24 protein-coding genes are annotated in these 22,957 nt (G+C 70.6%); 11 read left to right on the plus strand and 13 right to left on the minus strand.

Going from position 1 to position 22,957, the window contains the following annotated elements; translation table 11 throughout:
• Positions 1–12 precede the first annotated feature (12 nt).
• Entirely contained in the window at positions 13–654 is a 642-nt protein-coding gene (locus tag EDF24_RS07345; RefSeq protein ID WP_165931400.1) for a TetR/AcrR family transcriptional regulator, read from the minus strand.
• Between the two features lie 118 nt (positions 655–772).
• Between EDF24_RS07345 and EDF24_RS07350 the strand changes: the two genes are divergently transcribed.
• From EDF24_RS07350 to EDF24_RS07360, 3 genes are all read left to right on the plus strand, one after another.
• Positions 773–2,266, plus strand: coding sequence for a mannitol dehydrogenase family protein (locus EDF24_RS07350; protein ID WP_123701931.1), 1,494 nt, complete (start codon positions 773–775; stop codon positions 2,264–2,266).
• Entirely contained in the window at positions 2,263–2,973 is a 711-nt protein-coding gene (locus EDF24_RS07355) for a YafY family protein (RefSeq protein ID WP_123701932.1), read from the plus strand. The genes EDF24_RS07350 and EDF24_RS07355 overlap by 4 nt, the downstream gene beginning before the upstream one ends.
• Positions 2,974–3,048: 75 nt before the next feature.
• On the plus strand, positions 3,049–3,417 hold the full coding sequence (locus EDF24_RS07360; protein ID WP_123702588.1) for a VOC family protein: 369 nt from the start codon (positions 3,049–3,051) through the stop codon (positions 3,415–3,417).
• Here the strand turns inward: EDF24_RS07360 and EDF24_RS07365 are convergent, their stop codons facing one another.
• From EDF24_RS07365 to EDF24_RS07375, 3 genes are all read right to left on the minus strand, one after another.
• On the minus strand, positions 3,418–3,894 hold the full coding sequence (locus tag EDF24_RS07365; RefSeq protein ID WP_148070847.1) for a hypothetical protein: 477 nt from the start codon (positions 3,892–3,894) through the stop codon (positions 3,418–3,420). It lies immediately after the preceding gene.
• 104 nt (positions 3,895–3,998) lie between these two features.
• Entirely contained in the window at positions 3,999–4,373 is a 375-nt protein-coding gene (locus tag EDF24_RS07370; RefSeq protein WP_123655723.1) for a VOC family protein, read from the minus strand.
• A 26-nt stretch (positions 4,374–4,399) separates the two neighbouring features.
• Positions 4,400–4,966: a GNAT family N-acetyltransferase gene (locus tag EDF24_RS07375; RefSeq protein WP_123701936.1), complete on the minus strand. Its 567-nt coding sequence runs from the start codon at positions 4,964–4,966 to the stop codon at positions 4,400–4,402.
• 172 nt (positions 4,967–5,138) lie between these two features.
• Between EDF24_RS07375 and EDF24_RS07380 the strand changes: the two genes are divergently transcribed.
• Both EDF24_RS07380 and bla read left to right on the plus strand, forming a co-directional pair.
• Positions 5,139–5,657 carry a TetR/AcrR family transcriptional regulator gene (locus EDF24_RS07380; RefSeq protein WP_185021595.1) on the plus strand — a complete coding sequence of 173 codons (519 nt, stop codon included), beginning with the start codon at positions 5,139–5,141 and terminating at the stop codon, positions 5,655–5,657.
• Positions 5,658–5,684: 27 nt separating this feature from the next.
• Positions 5,685–6,623, plus strand: coding sequence for a class A beta-lactamase (gene bla, locus EDF24_RS07385; RefSeq protein WP_123701938.1), 939 nt, complete (start codon positions 5,685–5,687; stop codon positions 6,621–6,623).
• A 29-nt stretch (positions 6,624–6,652) separates the two neighbouring features.
• Here the strand turns inward: bla and EDF24_RS07390 are convergent, their stop codons facing one another.
• Entirely contained in the window at positions 6,653–7,639 is a 987-nt protein-coding gene (locus tag EDF24_RS07390) for an alpha/beta hydrolase (RefSeq protein ID WP_123701940.1), read from the minus strand.
• A gap of 61 nt (positions 7,640–7,700) precedes the next feature.
• Between EDF24_RS07390 and EDF24_RS07395 the strand changes: the two genes are divergently transcribed.
• Positions 7,701–7,964, plus strand: coding sequence for a hypothetical protein (locus EDF24_RS07395; protein WP_123701943.1), 264 nt, complete (start codon positions 7,701–7,703; stop codon positions 7,962–7,964).
• Between the two features lie 3 nt (positions 7,965–7,967).
• On the opposite strand, the gene EDF24_RS07400 is transcribed toward EDF24_RS07395, so the two are convergent.
• Genes EDF24_RS07400 through EDF24_RS07415 form a run of 4 tightly spaced genes read right to left on the minus strand, consistent with a single transcriptional unit; the run spans position 7,968 to position 11,987 of the window.
• Positions 7,968–8,969, minus strand: coding sequence for an ABC transporter substrate-binding protein (locus EDF24_RS07400; RefSeq protein ID WP_123701945.1), 1,002 nt, complete (start codon positions 8,967–8,969; stop codon positions 7,968–7,970).
• A gap of 11 nt (positions 8,970–8,980) precedes the next feature.
• Complete coding sequence (locus EDF24_RS07405; protein WP_123655717.1) at positions 8,981–9,838, minus strand: ABC transporter ATP-binding protein; 858 nt, start codon at positions 9,836–9,838, stop codon at positions 8,981–8,983.
• Complete coding sequence (locus EDF24_RS07410) at positions 9,835–10,923, minus strand: iron chelate uptake ABC transporter family permease subunit (RefSeq protein WP_260233380.1); 1,089 nt, start codon at positions 10,921–10,923, stop codon at positions 9,835–9,837. The genes EDF24_RS07405 and EDF24_RS07410 overlap by 4 nt, the downstream gene beginning before the upstream one ends.
• Positions 10,920–11,987, minus strand: a complete 1,068-nt coding sequence (locus EDF24_RS07415; RefSeq protein ID WP_260233381.1) for an iron ABC transporter permease — start codon at positions 11,985–11,987, stop codon at positions 10,920–10,922. The genes EDF24_RS07410 and EDF24_RS07415 overlap by 4 nt, the downstream gene beginning before the upstream one ends.
• A 28-nt stretch (positions 11,988–12,015) precedes the next feature.
• Here EDF24_RS07415 and EDF24_RS07420 point away from each other — a divergent pair, with 28 nt between their 5' ends.
• On the plus strand, positions 12,016–12,870 hold the full coding sequence (locus EDF24_RS07420) for a siderophore-interacting protein (protein WP_123701949.1): 855 nt from the start codon (positions 12,016–12,018) through the stop codon (positions 12,868–12,870).
• Between the two features lie 96 nt (positions 12,871–12,966).
• Here the strand turns inward: EDF24_RS07420 and EDF24_RS07425 are convergent, their stop codons facing one another.
• The 3 genes from EDF24_RS07425 to EDF24_RS07435 are packed head-to-tail and all read right to left on the minus strand — an operon-like array spanning position 12,967 to position 16,240.
• Positions 12,967–13,881 (minus strand): carbohydrate ABC transporter permease, encoded by a 915-nt coding sequence (locus EDF24_RS07425; RefSeq protein WP_123655714.1) that lies wholly within the window; start codon positions 13,879–13,881, stop codon positions 12,967–12,969.
• Position 13,882: 1 nt separating this feature from the next.
• Positions 13,883–14,848 (minus strand): carbohydrate ABC transporter permease, encoded by a 966-nt coding sequence (locus EDF24_RS07430; RefSeq protein WP_123655713.1) that lies wholly within the window; start codon positions 14,846–14,848, stop codon positions 13,883–13,885.
• Positions 14,849–14,884: 36 nt separating this feature from the next.
• The gene (locus EDF24_RS07435) at positions 14,885–16,240 is read right to left on the minus strand and encodes an extracellular solute-binding protein (RefSeq protein WP_123655712.1); all 1,356 of its coding nucleotides are present in this window, start codon (positions 16,238–16,240) and stop codon (positions 14,885–14,887) included.
• A 294-nt stretch (positions 16,241–16,534) separates the two neighbouring features.
• Here EDF24_RS07435 and EDF24_RS07440 point away from each other — a divergent pair, with 294 nt between their 5' ends.
• Positions 16,535–18,040, plus strand: a complete 1,506-nt coding sequence (locus EDF24_RS07440) for an alpha-N-arabinofuranosidase (protein WP_123701951.1) — start codon at positions 16,535–16,537, stop codon at positions 18,038–18,040.
• A 340-nt stretch (positions 18,041–18,380) separates the two neighbouring features.
• Here the strand turns inward: EDF24_RS07440 and EDF24_RS07445 are convergent, their stop codons facing one another.
• Entirely contained in the window at positions 18,381–19,409 is a 1,029-nt protein-coding gene (locus EDF24_RS07445; RefSeq protein WP_260233382.1) for a LacI family DNA-binding transcriptional regulator, read from the minus strand.
• A gap of 179 nt (positions 19,410–19,588) precedes the next feature.
• Here EDF24_RS07445 and EDF24_RS07450 point away from each other — a divergent pair, with 179 nt between their 5' ends.
• The 3 genes from EDF24_RS07450 (at position 19,589) to EDF24_RS07460 (ending at position 22,901) form a co-directional block, all read left to right on the plus strand.
• Positions 19,589–20,524 carry a carbohydrate ABC transporter permease gene (locus tag EDF24_RS07450; RefSeq protein WP_123655709.1) on the plus strand — a complete coding sequence of 312 codons (936 nt, stop codon included), beginning with the start codon at positions 19,589–19,591 and terminating at the stop codon, positions 20,522–20,524.
• Entirely contained in the window at positions 20,521–21,480 is a 960-nt protein-coding gene (locus tag EDF24_RS07455; protein ID WP_123655708.1) for a carbohydrate ABC transporter permease, read from the plus strand. The genes EDF24_RS07450 and EDF24_RS07455 overlap by 4 nt, the downstream gene beginning before the upstream one ends.
• Before the next feature lie 86 nt (positions 21,481–21,566).
• The gene (locus EDF24_RS07460; protein WP_185021596.1) at positions 21,567–22,901 is read left to right on the plus strand and encodes a sugar ABC transporter substrate-binding protein; all 1,335 of its coding nucleotides are present in this window, start codon (positions 21,567–21,569) and stop codon (positions 22,899–22,901) included.
• The last annotated feature ends 56 nt before the right edge of the window (positions 22,902–22,957 follow it).

A 22,957-nucleotide genomic window follows, 5' to 3' on the forward strand; every position in this document is an offset into this window, starting at 1 on the left:
GGTGGTGCGGTCTCAGTGCGCGGGCATGTACCCGCTGCGGACGCTGTGCACGAGTCGTGCGAGCAGGGCGTCCCAGTCGTCGAGCGCCTCTTGATCGAGGCGCGGGCCGGTGGTCTGGAGCCAGTGTTCCGCGATGACGACGATCCCGCTCATCAGGGACTCGACGAGCAGTGCGGCGTCAAGGGCGTCCGCGGCGGGGTGCCGTCGGCGGACCTCGACCCGGAGTCGCTCGGTCACGCGCGAGAACGCCGTCTGGGTGAGGATCGCGGCGCGGGCGTCGGCGACGTCGTCCGGCTCGCCGATGATCGACTTCATCCGCACGATCGCCCGCGCGAGGTCGGCCCCACGCGCGGCGGACTCGATCTCGTCGAACATCGAGGAGCGGGTGCCGTCGCCGACCGGGGTGTTCGCCATGTCGGCGAGGAACCGGTCGATGATCACCGAGAGCACCTCTTCGCAGACGGTGAGCAGGACCTCGTCGAGTGAGGAGAAGTGGTTGAAGACGGTCCGACGGGCGACGTCGGCCCGCGCGGCGAGCTCGTCGACGCTGAAGCCGCGTCCGCCGCGTTCCTCGACCAGGTCGCGTGCGGCCTGCACGATCGCGGCGCGGTGCTTCGCCTTGAGGGCAGCACGGCGGTCGATCGACAGGGTCACGGAAGAGCACACTAAGTGCATCGATGCACTGGGTGCAACTTGTCCGAGCGGACCTTCAGGGTTGTCCCCCGCCGAGTGGAAGACTGGCGGGACCGCCCGCCCGTACGAAGGAGTACCGATGCCCGTCCGCCTGTCCCCGGAGACCCTCGACGAGATCGCCGCGAACGGCGTCGCCGTCCCGACCTACGACCGCGCCGGCATCACCGCCGGCATCGTCCACTTCGGCGTCGGCGGCTTCCACCGGGCGCACCAGGCGATGGTCATCGACCGGCTCCTGCAGCGCGGAGAGGCCCGGGAGTACGGCATCTGCGGCGTCGGCGTCCTCGAGCAGGACCGCCGCATGGCAACCGCGATGGCTGAGCAGGGCGGGCTCTACACGCTCGTCCTCAAGCACGCCGACGGCACCCGCGAAGCGCGCGTGATCGGCAGCATCGTCGACTACATGCTCGCCGTTGACGACCCGGACGCCGTGGTCGAGAAGATGGCCTCGCCGGAGACCAGGATCGTCAGCCTGACCATCACCGAGGGCGGCTACAACTTCGACCACGTGACCGGCGACTTCGTGGCCGAGGAGCCCGGCGTCGTCGCGGACCTCCGTGGTGACCAGCCGCCGCACACCGTGTTCGGCCTCGTCGTCGAGGCACTCCGGCGTCGCCGCGACCGGGGAATCGCCCCGTTCACGGTGATGTCGTGCGACAACATCCAGGGCAACGGGCACGTCGCCCGGGACATGTTCACCGCCTACGCGCGGCTGCAGGACCCGGCGTTCGCGGACTGGATGGACGAGCACGTCAGCTTCCCGAACTCGATGGTCGACCGGATCACGCCGGTCACGACCGACGAGGACCGGGCCTCCGTCCGTGACGACCTCGGCATCGAGGACGCCTGGCCCGTCGTCGCCGAGCCCTTCTTCCAGTGGGTGCTCGAGGACGCGCACCCCGCCGGACGCCCGCCCTACGAGGAGGCCGACGTCCAGCTCGTCGAGGACGTCGAGCCCTACGAGCTGATGAAGCTGCGGCTCCTCAACGCGAGCCACCAGGGGCTGTGCTACTCCGGGTACCTGTCCGGGTACCGCTACGCGCACGAGGCCACGCAGGACCCGGCGATCGCCACGTTCCTCCGCCGCTACATGGACGAAGAGGGAACGCCGACGCTGCAGCCCGTCCCCGGCATCGACCTCGAGGACTACAAGTCCACGCTCATCGAGCGGTTCCAGAACCCCGAGGTGCGCGACACCCTCGCCCGGCTCTGCGCCGAGTCGAGCGACCGCATCCCGAAGTGGCTGCTCCCCGTGGTGCGGGAGAACCTCGCGTCCGGCGGTCCCGTGACGCTGTCCGCCGCCATCGTCGCGTCCTGGGCGCGCTACGACGAGGGGACGGACGAGTCCGGCGAGCCGATCGAGATCGTCGACCGGCTGGCCGACTCGCTCCACCGCATCGCGCTCACGCAGCGCGAGGACCGGCTCGCCTTCATCCAGAACCGGTCCGTGTTCGGCGACCTCGCCGACGACGAGCGGTTCGTCGCCGCGTACCGGGACGCCCTCGACGGGCTGATCGACGACGGCGCCCACGCGACCGTCGAACGGCTGTCGCGTCCTGTCGTCGATCGGTGAACCGGACTGATCGCCTCTACGCGCTGGTCGAGGAACTCCGGGCCGTCGCACCCGGGCGACGGAGCGCACGGTGGCTGGCCGACCGGTTCGCGGTCAGCGCGCGGACCGTCGAGCGGGACCTCGTCGCGCTGCAGGAGGCGGGCGTGCCGATCTGGGCCGAACCGGGCCGGACCGGCGGCTACACGATCGATGCCCGCGCGACCCTGGGGCCGCTCGGGTTGACCGTCGACGAGGCCCTGGCGGTCGCGATCGGTCTCGGGACGCTGGCGACGAGCCCCTTCCGGGATGCCGCGCTCCGTGCTGCGAGGAAGGTGACGGCCGTGCTGGCGGAGGACGACGCCCGTCGGACGGCTCGGCTCGCCGGGCGGGTGCACCTGCTCGAGTCCGGTGAACGCGCGCCCGCGCCGACCGGTCTCGCGCGGGCGCTGACCGGTGGACGGGTGGTCCGGATGACCTACCGGGACGCCGCCGGGCAGGAGTCCGAGCGGACCGTCGAGCCGCTCGGGTACATCGGCAAGGGCGAGGACTGGTACCTCGTCGCCTGGTGCCGCCTCCGGGAGGGGGTGCGTGCGTTCCGGGGTGACCGGGTGCTCGCGGTGACGGAGACGGGCGAGCGGGCGCCGGCCCGGGTGGTGCGGGTCGAGGAGCTCGACATCCCGCACGGCGTGCTGCGCCCGGTGCTGCCGGGCTCGTCTCCGGATTCGTGAAACTCCGACAGGGCGCTGTCGCCTCCCCGGAGGATGCTCTCCTCGTCGGCCATGGTGGTCGACGGGAAGGCAGCCATGGAGTTCGCATCGATCCGGATCATCACCGAGGACCTCGACGGGATGGTGACGTTCTACGAGCGGGTCACCGGCACCACGGCACGGCGGCCGGCGCCGGTGTTCGCGGAGATCGTGACCGGCGGAGCCGTGCTGGCGCTCGGGACGCCGGCGACCGTGGCGATGCTCGGGGCGGGCGCGCCGACGGCCGGGGCGAACGGCAGCGTCATCGTCGAGTTCCTCGTCGGTGACGTGGACGCTTCGTTCGAGCGCCTGCGCCCGGACCTCGACGACGTGGTGCTCCCGCCCACGACGATGCCGTGGGGCAACCGCTCCGTGCTGTTCCGCGACCCGGACGGCAACCTCGTCAACCTCTTCACCCGCCCGTAGTCACCGGGTGCGACCGAGGGCCGCGCGGATCCGTGCCGCGAGCGCACGCTGGGCCGGCTCGGCACGCTCGGCCGCGTCGACGAGCGCGGCGATTCGCTCCGGGACCGTGCCGCTCGCGTCCTCGACACCGAGGCGAGCGGCTCCGCGGCCGAGCAGACCGTCCACGTCCCCGCGGCCGCGGCAGAGCGCCTTGATCGCGGCGACGCCGTTCATGAGGGCACTCTCGGCGGCGGACCACGGACCGGCCCACGACGGGACGCCGGCGCCGAAGCGCCCGACGATCTCCAGATCGACGCGCTCGAAGACCGACCAGCCCTCGAACCGCACGAACACGAGTCGGCGCTCGGATTCGAGGGCGCTTTCCGGGTCGAGTCGCAGTGACGCGGGCCGGCCGACCCCACCGAGTGTTCCGGGAAGGTCCTCGAGCGCACCGTCGCCCTGTGTGCCGACCCGCCATTCGAGGTCGATGTCGCTCAACGCGTCCGCGGTGCCTGCGGCCCGTGACCCACGCAGCGCCACGACGCTTCGCGGTACCGCGTCCGACAGCGCCGCGGTGAGCAGACGGATCCGGTCGCCGGTGCTCACAGGTACGGGCGCGTGAGGAGCTCGATGTAGTGGCCGGCGGGGTCGAGCAGGTAGACGCCACGGCCGTCGTGCTCGGTGTTCGTCTCGCCCGGGCGCTGCCGCTGCGGGTCGGCCCAGTGCTCTCGACCCTCGGCGGTGATCCGGGCGTAGGCGCGGTCGAAGTGGTCGTCGTCGAGCAGGAACGCGTAGTGCTGCGGCGGGAAGTCGATCGGCGGCGCGGCGAACTGGAGCAGGACGCCGTCCGGCAGCTGCAGGTTGGTGAAGGGACCCCAGGACGGGGCCTCGGCGGCTTCGAGCAGGTCGCGGTGGAACGCCGCGGAGACCGCGGCGTCCTTCGCCGCGATGATCGTGTGGTTGAACGATGCGGTCATGCGGTGAGGCTAGCCCCGCGTGCGCCTCAGGGGGAGTCGTCCCACGGCACGGGCGTCGTCGTGCCGGTCTCCCAGTCCCGGCGCAGGATGCCGTAGCCCACCGATGCGCGCGGGCTGCCGCCCGCGACCGGCCAGCCCTCGCGGTAGTGCGCCTCCTTGACCCAGCCGGCGTCGGCGAACACGCGGCGCATGGCGGTGTTGTCGTCGCGCGTCTGTCCCTCGAAGCGCGTGACCTCGGGCATCGTTCGGAAGACGTGGTCGGTGAGCGCAAGGAGTGCCGGAACGCCGAGGCCGTGACCGCGGTGGGAACCGGCGATGCGGAGGTCGAACAGCGGCACCGGGTCGGACAGGTCCTCGAGCCGGGCGATGCCGATGCGCCCGAGCTCGTCGTGCTCGAGCCAGAACGTGTCGTGGTCGTCATCGCGGTACGCCCCGCCGTCGATCGCACGTTCGGCGTCGGCCGTCGAGATCGTCCGCCGGACGTGGAAGGGGAAGTCCTCGGTGGTGAGGAAGAGGAGCAGTGCTCCGCGGTCAGACCCGGTCGGGTCAAGCCGGACGAGGCGGATGGCGGACGTGGTCGATCGATCGGTCACGCGGCGAGGCTACCGACGGCTGTCCACAGATGCTCTCGGGCGCCTCTGGATTCCGTCAGCCACTGTCACGATCCGTAGGGTGACGAACGGAACTGGTCCTCGGGGCGCCGTGCGGCCTCGCCGGCCGATCGCATTCGACTCCGGGGTGCGTGCGCGACACCGTCTGGCGACGGTGCGTGCGATCGAGGCAGCCGCCGTCGCACTCGTCACGGAGCGGGGCTTCGGGGCCGTGACGGCGCGCGACATCGCGGCCGAGGTCGGCCTGACCGAGCGGACGTTCTTCCGGTACTGCCCCGAGAAGGTGGACGCCTTCCGGTCCACGCTCCACATCGTGCACCGGTTCGCGGTGCCGGAGACGGGCGGGCCGGTCGGCTTCACGGACCTGACCGAGTGGATCGCCGAGTTCCTCGCGCGGCTCGAGCACGACCGGGCTGGTGCACGCGAGCGGCTCCTGGCGATCTGGCGCATCGTCGGAGCGGACCCCGCACTGTCCGCCGCGATGGCCGCTCGGGACGCGGCGCAGTCCCCGCAGCTGCAGCAGCGCTGGCGGGGTGCGGATCCGTTCGCCGTGCCGTTGACGCTCCTGGCGCTGCGGGTGGCGCTCGAGACCTGGGCAGCGGACGCCGACCCGGCGCTCGACGAGGCCTTCCGCGCGACGTGCGCGCGCCTGGGCGACAGCGTTCGCCGATGACGCAGGTCGGGATCGGATACTGGACGCATGCGTGCTTCGACGACGGTGTCCTCGGCAGCGATCGGCCTGGCGGTCGTGATGGCGGTGGCCGGGTGCAGCGGGGGTGCGGCACCGGCCGCCGACACCGACACCGCGACCCAGACCACCACGCCGACCGCGACCGCGACCGCGTCGACGGCGCAGCGGTCCGCAGACGCGTCGTTCCGGCGGCTCGAGCAGCAGCACGACGCCCGGCTCGGCGTCGTGGCCGTCGACACGGGCTCGGGACACCGGGTCGAGTACCGGCAGGGGGAGCGGTTCGCGTTCGCCTCCACCAACAAGACCTTCATCGCCGCGGCGGTCCTCGCCGGGGCATCCGACACCGACCTCGAGACCGTCGTGCACTACGACCGCAGCGACCTGCTCGACTACGCACCGATCACGAGCCGGTTCGTCGACACGGGCATGACCGTCCGGGAGCTCATCGACGCGTCACTCCGGTTCAGCGACAACACCGCGGCGAACCTGCTCGTCGAACGGCTCGGCGGCCCGGACTCCGTCGAGCGGTACCTGCGCGGCATCGGGGACCGCGTCACGAACGTGGACCGGGTCGAGCCGGAGCTGAACGAGGCCACCCCGGGCGACGCGCGGGACACCACGACCCCGGCGCAGTTCGCGACGGACCTGCGGAAGGTCGTGCTCGGGACGACGCTCGAGCTGACTGACCGGACGTTCCTCCGCGACACCATGCTCGACAACACCACGGGTGCGGGGACGGTCCGCGCCGGCGTCGACCCGGCGTGGCCGGTCGCCGACAAGACCGGTACGGGGGAGTACGGCGTCCGGAACGACATCGCGGTGGTGTACCCGTCGGGTCGCGCGCCCCTCGTCGTCGTCGTGATGACCTCCGGCAAGCAGTCGGACGCCACGGCCGACGATGCCCTGGTCGCCGCGGCCACGAAGGCAGCCGTCGCAGCCCTGCGCTGAGCGGGTCTGCGGGTCTGCGGGTCGGCGGGTCAGCGCGGCAGGGTGTGCGCCCAGCGGCCGATGGTCTCGTATGCCTGCTCGCGGACGGGGCCGGCGGAGAGCACCACGTCGTGCAGGGCGCCGTGGAGCCGTCGCACGGTCACCTCGTCCCCGAGGGACAGCGCCCGGTGCGCGACCGCGTCGACGTTCAGGGCGACGTCCGCGTGCGCCATGCCCTCGTCCCAGCGGGGCTGGAGCATGCTCTTGTCGCTCAGCATCGTGAGCACGGGCACCGCGATCCCGAGCCCGTGTTCCACGGTCCCCTGCCCGTCGAACACCGCGGCGAGCCACCCCGGGTGCAGCGGGAACCCCCGCTCCGGTCGCCACTCCTGGTCGTAGGTCCAGCGGCCCTCGCCGGTGGCCGAGACGGTGCGCGTGTAGAAGCCGGGGTCGACGGCAGGCAGCGGCGCGAGCGGGTTCCGGCGCGCTCCGAGCTTGATCATCGGAGCGACGAGCGCCCGGCCGACCGCCGACGCCTGGAACTCCAGCCACGGGCTGTTCAGGATGAGGCCGTCGACGGCCTCCGGGTGCCGTGCGGCCCAGAGGGACAGCGTGAGCCCGCCCGTCGAGTGCCCCATCGGCACGAGGCGACGGCGCTCGCCGTGGTGCTCGGCCCGTATGACGTCGAGTGCGGCGCCGATGTCCTCGTCGTACGTCTCGAGCGAGTCGATGAACCCCGGTGTCTGCCGTGGTCGGAGGCTCCGGCCGTACTTCCGCAGGTCCAGCGCGTGGAACCGTGCGCCGAGCCGCTCGATGCGCTCGGCGAGCTCGGTCTGGAAGAAGTAGTCCGACCACCCGTGCACGTAGAGCACGTCGGTGCCGTGCAGGGGTCCGCCCGCGTGCAGGAGGTCGGCGGCGGAGCGACGTCGGCGGACGAGGGTCGCGACGACCGCACCCTCGGAGTCCTCACCGAGTGGGAGTTCGAGCCGCTCGTACGGCGCACCGAGGACGTCCTCCGTCCACTCGGTGCGTGTCATCCCTCGTTCCTACCGTGATCGGCCGGAGCGCGCCCAGCGGCGGACACGTACGCTCGGCGGCATGGCTGACTTCACCGAGGCGCAGGCCGCCGTCGTGCGGATCGAACGGGCAGAGGAAGGGCGCTGGGACCTCACGGTCATCAGTGACAGTGGCGTGAAGATGGGACACGGCGTGTACCTCTTCGAGCCGGAACGGGACGACGCCCAGGACGAGGTCGCGGGCGCCGCCGAGTTCGTCCGCGACTACGGCTTCCGCTTCGAGGCCGACGCCGTCGTCGCCGACGGCCCCGATGCCTTCTGGGCGCCGCTGCTCCCGCTGGACTGACGGCTAGGACAGCTTCTTGCTGTCGTCGAGCCAGCCCGCGAGCTTCGTCATGTAGTCGGCCTGCGACGCGTAGTCGAGGGCCGGGAACGTCCAGCTGTGGACCTGACCGGCCTGCAGCGCGGCGTTGTCCGCGAAGGTCGGCTGCTTCTTGAGGTCTGCGACCTGGTAGCCCTGCTGCGAGAGCAGGAGCACGTCGCCGGTGATCTGGCCCGCGTTCTCCCAGCTGTAGATGCCCCAGTAGAAGCCCTTCGGCTTCGGGTTCACCAGGTCGACGCCGAAGTCGGTGTACATCTGCAGCGTCGGCTCGTCGGCCGGGCGGGTGACGTAGGCGCCGTCACCGTCCGCGTACATCGACACGACCGTCAGGTCGCTGTCCTTCGCCGCGGTCTCGAGCTTGCCCTTCGCGGTGTCGAACCGCTTCTCGGCGGCGTCCACCTTCGACTGCTTCGCGCCGAGCGACTCGGCGAGCCCGGTGATGTCCTTGATCACGTCGAGGCCCTTGCCGCCCCACCGCACCTGGGCGACCGGGGCGATGGCGGCGATCTGCTTCTGCTGCGCCATGTCCTTGAAGCCGTAGCCCGGCTGGGACGTGTCGAGCGTGCCCTTCTCGTCGGTCGGGTAGACCGAGGTGACGACGAGGTCGGGCTGCAGCGCGGCGAGCTTCTCGAGGTCGATGTCGCCGTAGCCCGTGCCGAGCTGCGTGATGCCGTCCGTGTCGAGGCCCGTGAACCGGGCGTCGTCGGCCATCGTGAGCTGCCCGAAGGTGCCGACGGGGTGCAGGCCGTACTGGACGAAGGAGATGGCGATGTCGTTGAGGACGACGACCTTCTTTGGCGTGTGGTCGACCTTCACCGTGGTGCCGGTGGCGTCCTTGTAGGACCAGGCGCCGTTCGACGCGGACGTGCTGTCCGAGCCGGCGGTGTCCGAGGACCCGGTCGACGAGCAGCCGGTGAGGAGGAGGGCCGACACGGCCACTGCGGTGAGGAGTACGGAACGGAGCTTCACGTTAGGAGAGGCTAACCTAAGAAAGCGCGGCTGGCGAGCCCGGCGTCCTCCTCCGGGACCGGGAGGTGGTCGAGGTCGTGCTCGTCGGCCTCCGGCACGACCATCGGTGCCCCGGTGACCGGGTCCGGGACGACCCGCGCGTGCAGCCCGAACGCGTGCTGGAGCACCGCGGGCGTCAGGACCTCGGCGGGGGTGCCGTCGGCGACCACACCGCCGTCGTGCAGCACGACGAGCCGGTCCGAGTAGCGGGCGGCGAGCGAGAGGTCGTGCAGGACCATCACGACCGTCGCACCCTGGTCGCGGTTGATCCGCCGGACGAGCCGGAGGACCTCGAGCTGGTGCGCGAGGTCGAGGTACGTCGTCGGTTCGTCCAGCAGCAGGGTGTCGGCGCGCTGGGCGAGCACGAGCGCGATCCACGCCCGCTGCCGCTGCCCGCCGGAGAGGCTCGCGACGTCCCGGTGCGCGACGTGCGTGAGCCCGGTGGCGGCGATCGCCTCCTCGGCGACGCCGGCGTCCTCGGCGGTCCACGGCTTCGCCCACGACTGGTGCGGGTTGCGTCCGCGCATCACGAGGTCGAGCACGCTCGTGCCGGCCGGGGCCACCGGGGACTGCGGGAGGATCGCGAGCTTCCGGGCGACCGCGCGGTTCGGCTCCTTGCGGATCGGGACGCCGTCGAGGTGGACCTCGCCCGCGATCGGCTTGAGCACGCGGCCGAAGGCCTTGAGGAGGGTCGACTTGCCGCAGCCGTTCGCGCCGAGGAACGTCGTCACGGTGCCGCGCTCGATGCGGAGGTCGAGGCCGTGGAGCACGGCGTGCCGCTCGTAGCCGACGGAGAGCCCGCGCGCTTCGAGGACCGGGGTCGTCGTCATCGGGACATCTCCTTGCGGTGGCGGATGAGGAGCCAGATCAGGTACGGCGCACCGATCACGGTCGTGACGATGCCGACGGGCACCTGCCACGGGAACGCCGAGCGTGCGAGCAGGTCGGCGGCGAGGACGAGGACCGCACCGAGGGCGGCGGAGAGCAGCAACGGCGGCCGGTTCGTCCCGGCGAGGCGCAGGGCGATCTGCGGGACGACGAAGGCCACGAAGCCGACCGGGCCCGCTGCGGCGACGGCGGCGGCGGTCAGCACGACGGCGAGGGCGATGACGAGCAGCCGGTGCCGCTGGATGCCCAGCCCGACGCCGACCGCCACCTCGTCGCCGAGCTGCCCGATGCCGAGCGCGGCGCTGGTCGCGAGGGCGATCGGGACCGCGACCACGGCGACGACGAGCAGGGGCCAGACGCTCGCCCACGAGGTGCTCGACAGGCTGCCGACGAGCCACTGCGACGCCGCGGCCGCCTGGGTGATCTGCGCCCGGACGAGCAGGTAGCTGGTGACCGCGTCGAGCGTCGCGCTCACGCCGATGCCGACGAGCACGAGCCGGTAGCTCTGCACCCCGCCACGCCAGCCGAGTCCGTAGACGACGATCGCCGCGACGAGTGCGCCGATGGTCGCCGCGACCGGGATCCCGCTGCCGAGGACGACGGCGCCGATCGCGTACGACCCGCCGCCGAGGACGACCGCGGCGACGGCGCCGACGCTCGCACCCGAGGTGACGCCGATGATGTCCGGCGTCCCGAGCGGGTTCCGGGTGAACGTCTGCGTGAGGGCGCCGGCGACCGCGAGGGTCAGGCCGACGAGCGCGCCGGTCAGCACCCGGGGGAGCCGCAGCACGGTGATGATGAACGCGTCCGGCCCGGTCTCCAGACCGAACAGCGAGCGGACGACCGTCGCCGGGGCGATCCAGGTCGAGCCGATCGCGACGCCGAGCACCACCAGGAGCAGGGCCGCCACGACGGCCGCGATCGTCATCCCGAAGACACGGGGGCGCCACGCGAGCCCGACCGGCCCGAACCGCACACCGCGGAGCACCGGCGCGCCACCGTCGCCGGTCCCGTCCGCCGCGCTCACAGCGCCACCAGCGAACGGCGACGGGCGACGGCGACGAACACCGGACCGCCGATGACGGCGAGGATGATCCCGACCTCGACCTCGGCGAACCCGCCGACGAGCCGCCCGACCACGTCGGCGAGGAGCACCAGCGCCGCGCCGATCAGGGCCGACGCCGGGAGTGCCCAGCGGTGTCCGGTGCCGACGAGGGCACGGGCGACGTGCGGGACGGTCAGCCCGACGAAGCCGATCGGGCCCGCGGCCGCCGTGGCCCCGGCAGCGAGGAGTGTGATCCCGCCGAGTCCGACGAGCCGTGCGACGACGACGTTCTCGCCGAGGCCCTTCGCGAGCTCCGCACCGAGCCCGAGGGCGTCGAGCGCGCGGACGTTCAGGACCGCGAGCACGAGCCCGACGACGAGGAACGGCCAGACCGCGCCGAGGACGTCGAGCTGGCGACCGGAGAGCGACCCGACGACCCAGAGCCGGTACGCGTCGAGGGAGTCCCGGTCGGTCAGCACGATGAAGGAGGTCACGGCGCCGAGCAGCGCGGACACCGCGGCGCCGGCGAGGGCGAGCGGCACCGGGCTGGCCGTCCCGCTGCCGGCGATCGTGACGGAGAACACGACGACGCTGGCCACGACGGCACCCGCGAGGGCGAACCACACCGTCACGCCGGTGTTCGTGATCCCGAAGACGTACACACCGAGCACCACCGCGAGTCCGGCGCCGGCCGAGACGCCGAAGAGGCCGGGGTCGGCGAGCGGGTTCCGGGTGTGCCCCTGCATGAGGAGCCCGGCGATGCCGAGCGCTGCTCCGACGGCAGCGCCGATGAACGTCCGCGGGATCCGGGAGCCCCAGACGATCGCGTCGTCGGTGCTCGATCCGGTGTGGAGCAGGCCGGCGATGACCCGGTCGATGCCGATCCTGTTGCTGCCGAAGAGCATGCTCAGCGCCGCCGTGACCGCGAGGACCACGATCATCAGCACCACGAAGAGCATGCGACGACGGAAGGTCACCCGGTGGACGCCGGCGGCACCGACGGACCGGGAGACGGGGTCGGCCAGGGTAGTGGAGGGGGCTGGCACGGAGAACATCTTAGGTTAGCCTTGCCTCATGGCGAAGACCCCGCGGCTCCTGCCCACGAACCCCCGGCTCTTCCGTGCGCAGGTGCTCCGCTCCGAACGCGCGACGCCCTCGATGCACCGCGTGACGATCACCGGGGACGATCTCCACGAGTTCGCCTACATGGGGTTCGACCACTGGTTCCGCCTGTTCCTGCCGCTCCCGCACCAGGACGAGTTCCGGCTTCCGGAGCTCGACGGCACGAAGTGGTGGCCGCCGTTCCTCGCGATCCCCGAGGACGTCCGCCCGCACTGCGCCAACTACACGGTCGCCGCGTTCCGCCCCGCGACCCCCGCGACCGCGGCGGAGATGGACATCGACTTCGTGGTGCACACGAACGCCGACGGCGAGCTCGACGGCCGCGCCGCGCTCTGGGCCTGCGCCGCACGACCGGGCGACCGGCTCGCGATCCTCGACCAGGGCTGCATCTTCGACTGCCCCGACGACGCGACCGAGGTCCTGGTCGTCGCCGAGGAGACCGGTCTGCCGGGCGTCGTCGGGATCGCCGCGTCCCTGCCCCGCGACGCCGTCGGACGCATCATCCAAGAGGTCCCCACGGCGGCGGACGTCCGCGAGCTCGACGCCCCGGCCGGTGTCACGGTCACCTGGATCGTCCGCGACGACGCACGTGGTGCCCACGACGGGCACGCCGTCCCCGGTGCCGCCGCGCTCGAGGAGCTCCGCCGGCACACCCCGGCCGACGACCGCGGGTACGCGTTCGTGGTGGGGGAGTCGCGCCTGGCGACCGAGGGGCGCCGTCACCTGCACCGCGCCGGACTCCCGAAGAGCCGCATCACCTTCAGCGGCTTCTGGAAGCACGAGGCCCGCGAGACCGTCGACGCCTGACCACGCGGGTCACGGCCGCATCGGGGCCGGCAAACGCGACGGACGGGAGGCCCGGTGCCAGCTGGCACCGGGCCTCCCGTCCGATCTGTGGTGGCGTCAGCCCTTGAGGCCGGAACCCGTCACGCCCTCCACGATCTGCCGCTGGAAGATCAGGTAGAGGATGATCAGCGGCAGCGCCGCGAGGAGCGCACCGGCCTGGATGTCGGCGTACCGCTGGCCGAAGCTGCCCTGGACCGTGGCGAGCCCGACCGGGATCGTCATGAGGTCCGGGTTCGACAGCACGAACAGGGGCAGGAGCAGGTTGTTCCAGACCCCGACGAACGTCAGGATCGTCACCGCGGCGATGACCGGACGCGACAGCGGCAGGATCACCGACCAGTAGACCTTCCAGATGCCCGCACCGTCGATGCGTGCCGCTTCCTCCAGTTCACGCGGGATGCCGTCGAAGAACTGCTTGAAGATGAACACCGCGATCACGGCGGGCACCTGCGGGAAGATCACCGACCAGTAGGTGTTCAGGAGGCCGACCGCGTTGAGCTCCTGGAAGATCGGGATGATCAGCACCTGGGTCGGGATCATGATCCCGAGGATGATCAGCAGGAACGCGACGTTCCGGCCGCGGAACACGAGCCGGGACAGCGCGAACGCCGCCATCGACGCGAACAGCACCGTCAGCAGCGCGGTGATCACGCTGGTGATCGCACTGGCGAGGTACCAGTTCCAGATGTCGCCGGCCTGGAACAGTGCCGCGTAGGAGTGCAGCGTCGGGTTCCAGTTCGACAGGATCGAGTTCGCGCCCAGTGCGGCGACGCCGTTGTCGGACAGCGACGTCTTCAGTGCGAACAGGCTCGGGATGAGCCAGATGATCGCGAAGACCGTCAGGATGATGCCCGACGCGATCGTGAAGCCCCTGCCGCTGACGCCGATCTTCGCGGCGCTCGTGGGTGCAGCCGACGAGACGCCGGTGCGGAGCTTGGTGCGACCCGTGGTGATGCTCTCGGTGGTGGACATCTCAGGCACCGATCTCTCGCTTGGCGGCAGCGCGCTCGACGAGCTGCCGGATGACTGCGATCGCGACGATCACGATGAACAGGAGCACCGACGCGGCCGAGGCTGCACCGAGGCGGTTGTCGGTGAAGCCGACACCCGTGATGAGCTGCAGCGAGACCTGGGTCGAGATGCCCGGCCCGCCGTTCGTCATCAGGTACACCTGGTCGAAGATCTTCAGGCTGGCGATGATCTGCAGCAGGATGACGAGCGTCGTCGTGCGGCCGAGGAGCGGCAGGGTGATCGACTTGATCTGCTGCCAGTTCGACGCGCCGTCGACGGCGGCCGCTTCGTACAGCTCGCGGGGGATCTCCTGGAGACCCGCCAGGTAGAGCACGAAGTTGAAGCCGAGCGTCCACCACACGGTGGCGATCGCGACACCGATCATCGCCGTGTTCGGGCTGGACAGGATGCCGGAGCCGGGGGTCATGCCGAGCGCGGACTGCATGCTCGCCCACAGGCCGGTCGCCGGCGTGAAGATGAACACCCAGATCAGGGAGATCGTCGCCGACGGCAGGATGAACGGCAGGAAGAACGCCAGGCGGAAGAACCACTGGCCGCGGTTCATCCGGTTCGTCAGCACGGCGAACACGAACGCCAGGATGACGAGCGGCGGCGTCGTGTAGAGCGTGAACTGCAAGGTGTGCCAGAGGGCCGACCAGAAGTCGGAGCGCCCGAGCATCTCGGCGTAGTTGGCGAACCCGGCGAAGCTGCCGAGGCCGGTGCGGACGGTCGAGGTGTTGAAGAAGCTCGAGACGAGCATCCACACGGTCGGACCGAGGAGGAAGGCCAGGTAGAACAGGCCGAAGGGGGCGAGGAACAGCCATCCGCTGCGGCCCTGGCCGCGGGTGAGGCTGGTCCGGTAGGTGCGGATGCGGCGTGGAGCGGTCGCTGCGTCCGTCGGGCGGTCGAGGACTGGTGCTGTGGTCACGTCATCGTGCCTTTCGCGCGGTGTTCACGTCCCCGCTCACAGCGGGCTCGGGGTGTTGAGGTAGGTCGCGAGCTGGGACTTGATCGCCTTCAGCGCCTGCGCGGGGGAGGAGCTGCCCTGTTGCACGAGGGCGAGCTGGGCGCCGACGGTGCCCTCGAAGGTCGAACCGGAACCGCCGTACCAGGCGGCGTCGTCGAACACGGCGGTCTCGGCGGCCGCTGCGTAGTTGGACTGCGGCGTGAGCTTCTTGTACGCGGTGCTGTCGAACGTGGGCATGTAGGCGGGGACGTGGCCACCTTCGGCCCAGGTCATGCTCTGCTCGAGCATCTGCTTGATGAAGAGCATCGCCTGCTTGCGCTGTTCGGGGGTCCGGTCCTTGCGGGGGAGCACGAACGTGTGCGAGTCGGCCTGGGTGGCCGGCTTGTCGTAGAGCTGCGGGATCGGCGCCATGCCGAACTTCAGCCCCTTGATCGACTGCGCGGTGCTGATCTCCCACTCGCCCTGCATGAAGAACGCGGACTTGCCGGTGAACATCTGCGACTCCGCCGTGGCGTAGTCGAGGGCCTTGTTGAGCCAGCCCTGCTGCACCCACTTCTGCGTGCGGCTGGTGACCTCGTTGTAGGCGTCCTCGTTCACGGTGAGCTTCGCGCCACCGTCGCTGAGGAACGGGGTCGCGCCGTTGATCTGGTTGTAGAGCGTCCAGAAGAAGCGCCACGGGGTCGCGGTCTCGGGGACCACGTTCGCCACGTTCAGCGCCGTGCCGCCGGTGACCTTGGCGGCGGCGGCCATCGCTGCCTCGAACGTGTCCATGCCGGACAGGTCCTTGAGGTTGCCGTCCGAGTCGAGCAGGCCCGCCTTCTTGCAGATGTCAACGTTGTAGAAGAGCACGAACGGGTGGGTGTCGAGCGGGATGGCGATGTTCTTGCCGTCGGTCTTCTGCGCCGTCCACGCCTTCTGGTTGAAGTCGCTGGCGCTGAGGCCGACGCTCGCCAGGTCCTCCGACGTGATCGGGTCGAGGAGGTCCCCGTCCCACAGCGGCTTCGCCCGGGTCAGGTGGGCGACCGCGACGTCCGGCGGCTTGTTCCCGACGGTGGCCAGTGTCAGCTTCGAGTAGTACGGGTTGCCCCAGGCGAACGTCGTCGCCTGCAGCGACGAGGATCCGCCGTGCTGCTTGGCGTAGCCGGCCTCCATCGCCTGCATGCGGGCGCCGTCACCACCACCGAACAGGTTCCAGAAGACGAGGGTCTCGGGGTTGAGGGCGCTCCCCGCGAGTCCGGCCGACAGCGGGCTGGAGCAGGCCGCCAGTGGCAGGACGGTCGCGGCAGCAGCACCTGCTGCCAGGAAGCCGCGTCGCGTGAGTCGCGACACGGGTGGGGTCGGTCGATTCGGCATGGCATCACTCCATCGGGATGGGCCGGGCTGGGAACACCTGGGCCGGTGCTCCGTGAGCGCTCACATTAGCCCGCAGTCCGTCGGCGCGCCACCCCTTTCGTGTCGGGGCGGATACCGGTAGCGTTGCAATCAGGTGAGCGCTCACTTTCGTGACGGGGTGCCACCCATCCGGATTCGCCCATGCCCGGTTCGCCGGGACCCCGGTTCGCCGGGACCCGGGTTCGCCCGGACCCGGGTTCGCCCGGACCGGGTCCGCCCGGACTCACACGTTGCACGCACGATCGAAGGAGATCCATGCCCCGCACACACCTCGTCCTGGACGCCGCGTTCACCGTGGGGCCGGTGCGCCGCCGTCTGTTCGGTGGCTTCGTCGAGCACCTCGGCCGGCACGTCTACGACGGCATCCACGAACCCGCCCACGAGACCGCCGACGAGCACGGCTTCCGCAAGGACGTCATCGAGCTCGTCAAGGAGCTCGGCGTCACCACCATCCGCTACCCCGGCGGCAACTTCGTCTCCGGCTACAAGTGGGAGGACGGCGTCGGCCCGGTCGACCAGCGTCCCCGCCGCCTCGACCTCGCGTGGCACTCGACCGAGACGAACGAGGTCGGCCTCCACGAGTTCCAGCAGTGGCTCGACTCCGTCGGCTCCGAGATGATGCTCGCCGTCAACCTCGGCACCCGCGGCACCGACGCCGCCATCGAACTGCTCGAGTACGCGAACATCCCCGGCGGCACCGCCCGCTCCGACGAGCGCAAGCGCAACGGCCGCGAGGAGCCCTTCGGCGTCACGATGTGGTGCCTCGGCAACGAGATGGACGGGCCCTGGCAGCTCGGCCACAAGAACGCCGACGACTACGGCAAGCTCGCCGCGATGACCGCGAAGGGCATGCGCCAGATCCAGCCGGACCTGGAGCTCGTCATCTGCGGTTCCTCCGGAGCGTCGATGCCGACGTTCGGCGAGTGGGAGCGCACCGTCCTCGAGCACGCCTACGACGACGTCGACTACATCTCCGCGCACGCGTACTACGAGGAGGGCGACGACCTCGCGTCGTTCCTCGCCTCCGGCGTGAACATGGACAAGTTCATCGACACCGTCACCACGGCGGCGGACCACGTGCAGGCGCACAAGAAGTCCGACAAGCGCATCGACATCTCGTTCGACGAGTGGAACGTCTGGTCGATCACGAAGTGGAACGAGCAGCAGCAGTCCTTCACGCTCGACGAGTGGCCGGTCGCACCGCGCCTGCTCGAGGACGTGTACACCGTGGCGGACGCCGTCGTCGTGGGCAGCCTGCTCATCTCGCTCCTCCGGCACGCGGACCGGGTCGCGTCGGCCTCCATCGCGCAGCTCGTCAACGTGATCGGCCCGATCATGACCGAGCCCGGTGGCGAGGCCTGGCGTCAGACCACGTTCTTCCCGTTCTCGCTGACGTCGCGCCTGGCGCACGGCACGTCGCTGCGGGTCGTCGCGTCGGGTGACACCGTCGACGGTGGCAAGTACGGGGACGTGCCGGTCGTCGACTCCGCCGCCACGGTCACCGAGGACGGCACGGCAGCCGTCTTCCTCGTGAACCGCCACCCGTCCGAGAGCACCACGGTCACGATCGACCTCGGTGGCCTCGCCGTGTCGGGTGACGTGCACGCCGAGGGTGTGTGGGACGACGACCTGCATGCGGTGAACGACCTCGCGAACACCGCGCGCGTCGGGCTCCGCACGAACGACACGGTCCGTCGCGAGGGCGACACCGTCACGATCGAGCTCCCCCCGGTGAGCTGGACGGCGCTGTCGATCGGGTAGGTGCTGCGCGTCCGCGGAGCGGCCGGGCGCGGCCGGGCGCGGAGCGGCCGGCCGGCCGGTCGGTCGGTCGTTTCGCGCGTAGGTGGTCGAAACGCGCGTAGGTGGTCGGTTCTTCCGACCTCCTACGCGCGTTTCCTCTTTCCAGTGCGCGCGCGATGGGAAGGAACGTGCGGACCACCGGGCGGGAGGCTCGGTGCGGGGCCGGCACGAGCCTCCCGTCCGCAGTGTGGGAGCTTGCGGACATGGTGCGGCCTGCCGCGCCGGGCACGGTGTACGGAACCGCGCACACTGCAGGCGGGCAGGCGGGCAGGCGGGCGGGCGGGCGGGCAGGCGCCGCGCGTCAGCGCGCCGGCGGCGCCGCCGTGCTCGCGCGCACGACCAGGCGCACCGGGACGAAGTCCGTCGCGGCGGTGACCGGCGCGCCCTCGATCTGGGTGAGGAGCGTCGAGACTGCGCGGCGCCCGACCTCGTCGAAGGACTGGTGCACGGTGGTGAGCGGCGGCCAGAACGAGTCGGACTCCGGCATGTCGTCGAAGCCCACGATGCTGAGGGAATCCGGCACGGGGCGCCCGAGCTCGTGGCAGGCGCGGAGGATGCCGAGCGCGGTCTGGTCGTTCGCGGCGAAGACGGCGGTGATCTCCGGGCGGCGGGCGATCTCGAGGCCGACCCCGTAGCCGGACGACGTGCCCCAGTCGCCGTGGAACACCGGCGGGACCGGGCGGCCGGCGGCGGTGAGGGTCGAGCGCCACGCCGCGAGTCGCCGGCTCGAGGAGTACGAGGAGGACGGCCCGGCGACGTGCCACACCGTCTCGTGCCCGAGGTCGAGCAGGTGCTGCGTGGCGAGCCGTGCACCCTCGGCCTGGTCGGTGTCGATCGCCGGGTGCTCGGTCGTGCCGGTGGAGTCGACGACCACGACGGGGACGCCGTCGGGGAGCGCGACCTCGGCGGTGTCGATGACGTGCGACTCGATGATGATCACGACGCCGTCGACCGCCTGTTCGTGCAGGCGTGAGAACGCCGAGCGCACCCCTTCTTCGGTGCGGGATGCCATCGGCAGCAGCGTGATCGTGAAGTCCGCGGCCCCGGCGGCGTCGGCGATCGCCTCGAGGGTGCGCATGTTGCCGAACGACGCGAGCGTGAACATGATCACGCCGATCGTGCGGAAACGCCCGGAGCGCAGGGCCCTGGCGGCACGGTTCGGGCGGTAGCCGAGCGAGGTCATCGCCGCCTGCACGCGGAGCCGGGTCTCCGGGCTGACGTTGTCGAAGCCGCGCGCCACGCGGGACACGGTCTGCATCGAGACGCCGGCGGCTTCGGCGACGGCGGCGAGCGAGGGGGCTCGACGGGCGGACGACAGATCGGTGCTCACGTCGCCCCCTCTCGTTCGGAATGCCGCAGGAACACCCGACGGCTGCCCCGAACGCTAGCGCATGTTGACGTTGCCATGCTATCGTCGCGCCGTTCGATGTTGACGTCAACATGACCGCGACGAAACCGCGACCAGCACGCCACGCGAACGCACCCGAACGCAGCAGACGAAGGAGTCACATGAGCACGCTCGCAGCGCGCCCGGCAGCGGCCACCGCTCCCGCCACGCCCCCGCGACGTCGGCCGAAGCCCCGCGGACGGTTCACCGGATGGCTGTTCGTCGGCCCGTTCGTGGCCGTCCTGGTCCTGATGCTCATCGTCCCGATCGGGTACGCGCTCTGGCTCAGCCTGTTCCGCGACCAGCTCGTCGGCGGCAACCAGTTCGTCTGGTTCGCGAACTACATCCAGCTCTTCCAGGACTCGCAGTTCTGGACCGGGTTCGGCCGCGTCGCGATCTTCCTCGTGATCCAGGTGCCGATCATGCTCGGCCTGGCGCTCGTCGCGGCGCTCGCGCTCGACAGCGCCCGCCTGTGGGGAACGAGCTTCTTCCGCATCGCGGTCTTCCTGCCCTACGCGGTCCCCGGCGTCGTCGCTGCGCTCATCTGGGGCTTCATCTACGGCAACCAGTTCGGCCTGACCGGTGCCGCGAACCACGCGCTCGGCATCGACCTCCTGCAGCCGTTCAGCCCGACCTGGGTCCTGACGTCCATCGGCAACGTGGTCACGTGGGAGTTCCTCGGCTACAACATGCTGATCTTCTACGCGGCCCTCCGCACCGTGCCCGGCGAGCTGTACGAGGCCGCCGAGCTCGACGGCGCCGGCCCGCTGCGCACGGTGTTCTCGATCAAGCTCCCGGCGCTCCGCGGCCCGATGGTCATCGCCACGATCTTCTCGATCATCGGCAGCTTCCAGCTCTTCAACGAGCCGAACCTGCTGAAGACCCTGGCCCCGAACGTCATCGGCAGTGCCTTCACGCCGAACATGTACGCCTACTCGCTGTCCTTCAGCGGCCAGCAGTTCAACTACTCCGCCACCGTCGCCATCGTGATGGGCGTCATCACCGCCGTGATCGCCTACGTCGTGCAGGTCCGCGGTACCCGACAGGAGAACCGATGAGCACCCTCCAGAGCCCCCCGGCCACGGTGACCGAGGCGACCACGACGCTCCGCGACGGCCGTGCCGGAGCAGGACGAGCCTCCCGGAAGGCGAAGCAGCCCGTCGACGGACGCAAGCCGAAGCGGTCCGGTCTGCTGACCGCCGTGATGGTCGTCTTCGTCGTCTACTCGTTCGCGCCGCTGTTCTACCTGCTCGTGAACAGCACGAAGACGCAGTCGTCGCTGCTGTCCACGTTCGGCCTCTGGTTCGGCGGGAACTTCAACCTCTGGCAGAACATCGTCGACACGTTGACGTACAACGACGGCATCTTCCTGCAGTGGTTCGGCAACACGCTGCTGTACGTCGTCGTCGGTGCCGGCGGGGCGACCCTGCTGGCGACGGTCGCGGGCTACGGCATGGCGAAGTTCGCGTTCCCCGGTCGCCGCGCGGTGTTCGCCGTGGTCCTCGGTGCGATCGCGGTGCCCGGCACGGCGCTGGCCGTCCCGACCTTCCTGCTCTTCTCGCAGGTCGGCCTGACGAACACCCCGTGGGCGATCATCCTGCCGTCCCTGATCAGCCCGTTCGGCATGTACCTGATCTGGACCTACGCGGTCGACGCGATCCCGACCGAGCTCATCGAGGCCGCCCGGATGGACGGCGCCGGCGAGTTCCGGATCTTCTTCACCATCGCGCTCCGACTGCTCGCGCCCGGCGTGGTCACGGTGCTGCTCTTCGCGGTCGTCGCCACCTGGAACAACTACTTCCTGCCGCTGATCATGCTGAGCGACCCGAAGTGGTACCCGCTCACCGTCGGCCTCAACCAGTGGAACGCGCAGGCCACCGGCTCCGGTGCCCAGCCGATCTACAACCTCGTCGTCACGGGATCGCTCCTCACGATCATCCCGATCGTGGTCGCGTTCCTCTTCCTGCAGCGCTTCTGGCAGTCCGGCCTCGCGGCCGGGTCCGTCAAGGCCTGAACCCGGGGCGGCTGCCCGGCGGACGCCGGTGGAGCCGCTCACCACAGCAGCACCACTCCCAACACGAAGAAGTGAAAGGCACCCGAATGAACAAGCGTCTCCGGCGCGGGCTGAGCGCCCTCGCCATCGGCGTCACCGCCGCCATCGCCCTGGCGGCCTGCGCCTCCGGCGGCTCGTCCGCCAGCGGTTCCGCCTCCGACATCGACAAGGCCCTCGAGAAGGGCGGCACGCTGACGTACTGGTCGTGGACCCCGTCCGCGAAGGCCCAGGTCGCCGCGTTCGAGAAGGCGTACCCGAAGGTCACCGTCAAGCTGGTCAACGCCGGCACCGGCGCCGACCAGTACACGAAGCTGCAGAACACGATCAAGGCCGGCTCGGGTGCCCCCGACGTCGCCCAGGTCGAGTACTACGCGCTCCCGCAGTTCTCGCTCTCCGAGTCGCTCCTCGACCTGTCGAGCTACGGCTTCGGCGACCTGAAGAGCAAGTTCGCGGCCAGCACCTGGAGCTCCGTCACCGACGGCTCGAAGATCTACGGCCTGCCGCAGGACTCCGGCCCCATGGCGCTGTTCTACAACAAGAAGGTCTTCGACGAGTACGGCATCGCCGTGCCGAAGACGTGGGACGAGTACGTCGCCGCTGCCGCGAAGCTGCACGCCGCCGACCCGGACGCCTACATCACCGCGGACTCCGGCGACGCCGGCTTCACGACGAGCATGATCGCCCAGGCCGGTGGCACCCCCTTCACCACGAAGGGCGACAAGGTCACGGTGAACCTCGCCGACGCGGGGACGAAGAAGTGGACCGCGACCTGGAACGAGCTGGTCGAGAAGGGCCTGCTCTCCAAGACCGTCGGCTGGACCGACGACTGGTACAAGCAGCTCGGCAACGGCCAGATCGCGACGCTCATCACGGGCGCGTGGATGCCGGGCAACCTCGAGGCGAGCGTCGCCGACGCGTCCGGTGACTGGCGTGTGGCCCCGATGCCGACCTACGACGGCACCACCGCCACCACGGCGAACAACGGCGGCAGCGCCGAGGTCGTCATGAAGCAGACGAAGAACCCGGCACTCGCCGCGGGCTTCCTGAAGTGGCTGAACTCGTCGAAGGCGTCCACGAAGGTGTTCATGGAGTCCGGCGGGTTCCCGTCGACCACCGCGGACCTGGAGTCCTCGTCGTTCCTCAACGAGGAGCCGTCCTACTTCGGTGGGCAGAAGATCAACGAGGTCCTCGTCGACGCGTCCAAGAGCGCTGACAACGACTTCACCTACCTGCCGTACCAGGTGTACGCGAACAGCGTCTACGCGGACACGGTCGGGCAGTCCTACGAGAAGGGCACCTCGCTCGACTCCGGCCTCGAGGCCTGGCAGGCTGCGCTCGTGAAGTACGGCAAGCAGCAGGGCTTCACGGTCTCGACCAAGTAGCACCCGCTCACCCCGAGGGGCCGCACGGACGACCGTGCGGCCCCTCCCTCCAGAAA

Source organism: Curtobacterium sp. PhB130 (assembly GCF_003755165.1).
Classification (GTDB): Bacteria; Actinomycetota; Actinomycetes; order Actinomycetales; family Microbacteriaceae; genus Curtobacterium.

Excerpts from the sequence above, each read along its gene's own strand:
- EDF24_RS07350 (WP_123701931.1), top strand. The coding sequence starts at position 773 with ATGCCCGTCCGCCTGTCCCCGGAGACCCTCGACGAGATCGCCGCGAAC.
- EDF24_RS07360 (WP_123702588.1), top strand. The coding sequence starts at position 3,049 with ATGGAGTTCGCATCGATCCGGATCATCACCGAGGACCTCGACGGGATG.
- EDF24_RS07370 (WP_123655723.1), bottom strand. The coding sequence starts at position 4,373 with ATGACCGCATCGTTCAACCACACGATCATCGCGGCGAAGGACGCCGCG.
- bla (WP_123701938.1), top strand. The coding sequence starts at position 5,685 with ATGCGTGCTTCGACGACGGTGTCCTCGGCAGCGATCGGCCTGGCGGTC.
- EDF24_RS07390 (WP_123701940.1), bottom strand. The coding sequence starts at position 7,639 with ATGACACGCACCGAGTGGACGGAGGACGTCCTCGGTGCGCCGTACGAG.
- EDF24_RS07395 (WP_123701943.1), top strand. The coding sequence starts at position 7,701 with ATGGCTGACTTCACCGAGGCGCAGGCCGCCGTCGTGCGGATCGAACGG.
- EDF24_RS07405 (WP_123655717.1), bottom strand. The coding sequence starts at position 9,838 with ATGACGACGACCCCGGTCCTCGAAGCGCGCGGGCTCTCCGTCGGCTAC.
- EDF24_RS07420 (WP_123701949.1), top strand. The coding sequence starts at position 12,016 with ATGGCGAAGACCCCGCGGCTCCTGCCCACGAACCCCCGGCTCTTCCGT.
- EDF24_RS07425 (WP_123655714.1), bottom strand. The coding sequence starts at position 13,881 with ATGTCCACCACCGAGAGCATCACCACGGGTCGCACCAAGCTCCGCACC.
- EDF24_RS07435 (WP_123655712.1), bottom strand. The coding sequence starts at position 16,240 with ATGCCGAATCGACCGACCCCACCCGTGTCGCGACTCACGCGACGCGGC.
- EDF24_RS07440 (WP_123701951.1), top strand. The coding sequence starts at position 16,535 with ATGCCCCGCACACACCTCGTCCTGGACGCCGCGTTCACCGTGGGGCCG.
- EDF24_RS07450 (WP_123655709.1), top strand. The coding sequence starts at position 19,589 with ATGAGCACGCTCGCAGCGCGCCCGGCAGCGGCCACCGCTCCCGCCACG.
- EDF24_RS07455 (WP_123655708.1), top strand. The coding sequence starts at position 20,521 with ATGAGCACCCTCCAGAGCCCCCCGGCCACGGTGACCGAGGCGACCACG.
- EDF24_RS07460 (WP_185021596.1), top strand. The coding sequence starts at position 21,567 with ATGAACAAGCGTCTCCGGCGCGGGCTGAGCGCCCTCGCCATCGGCGTC.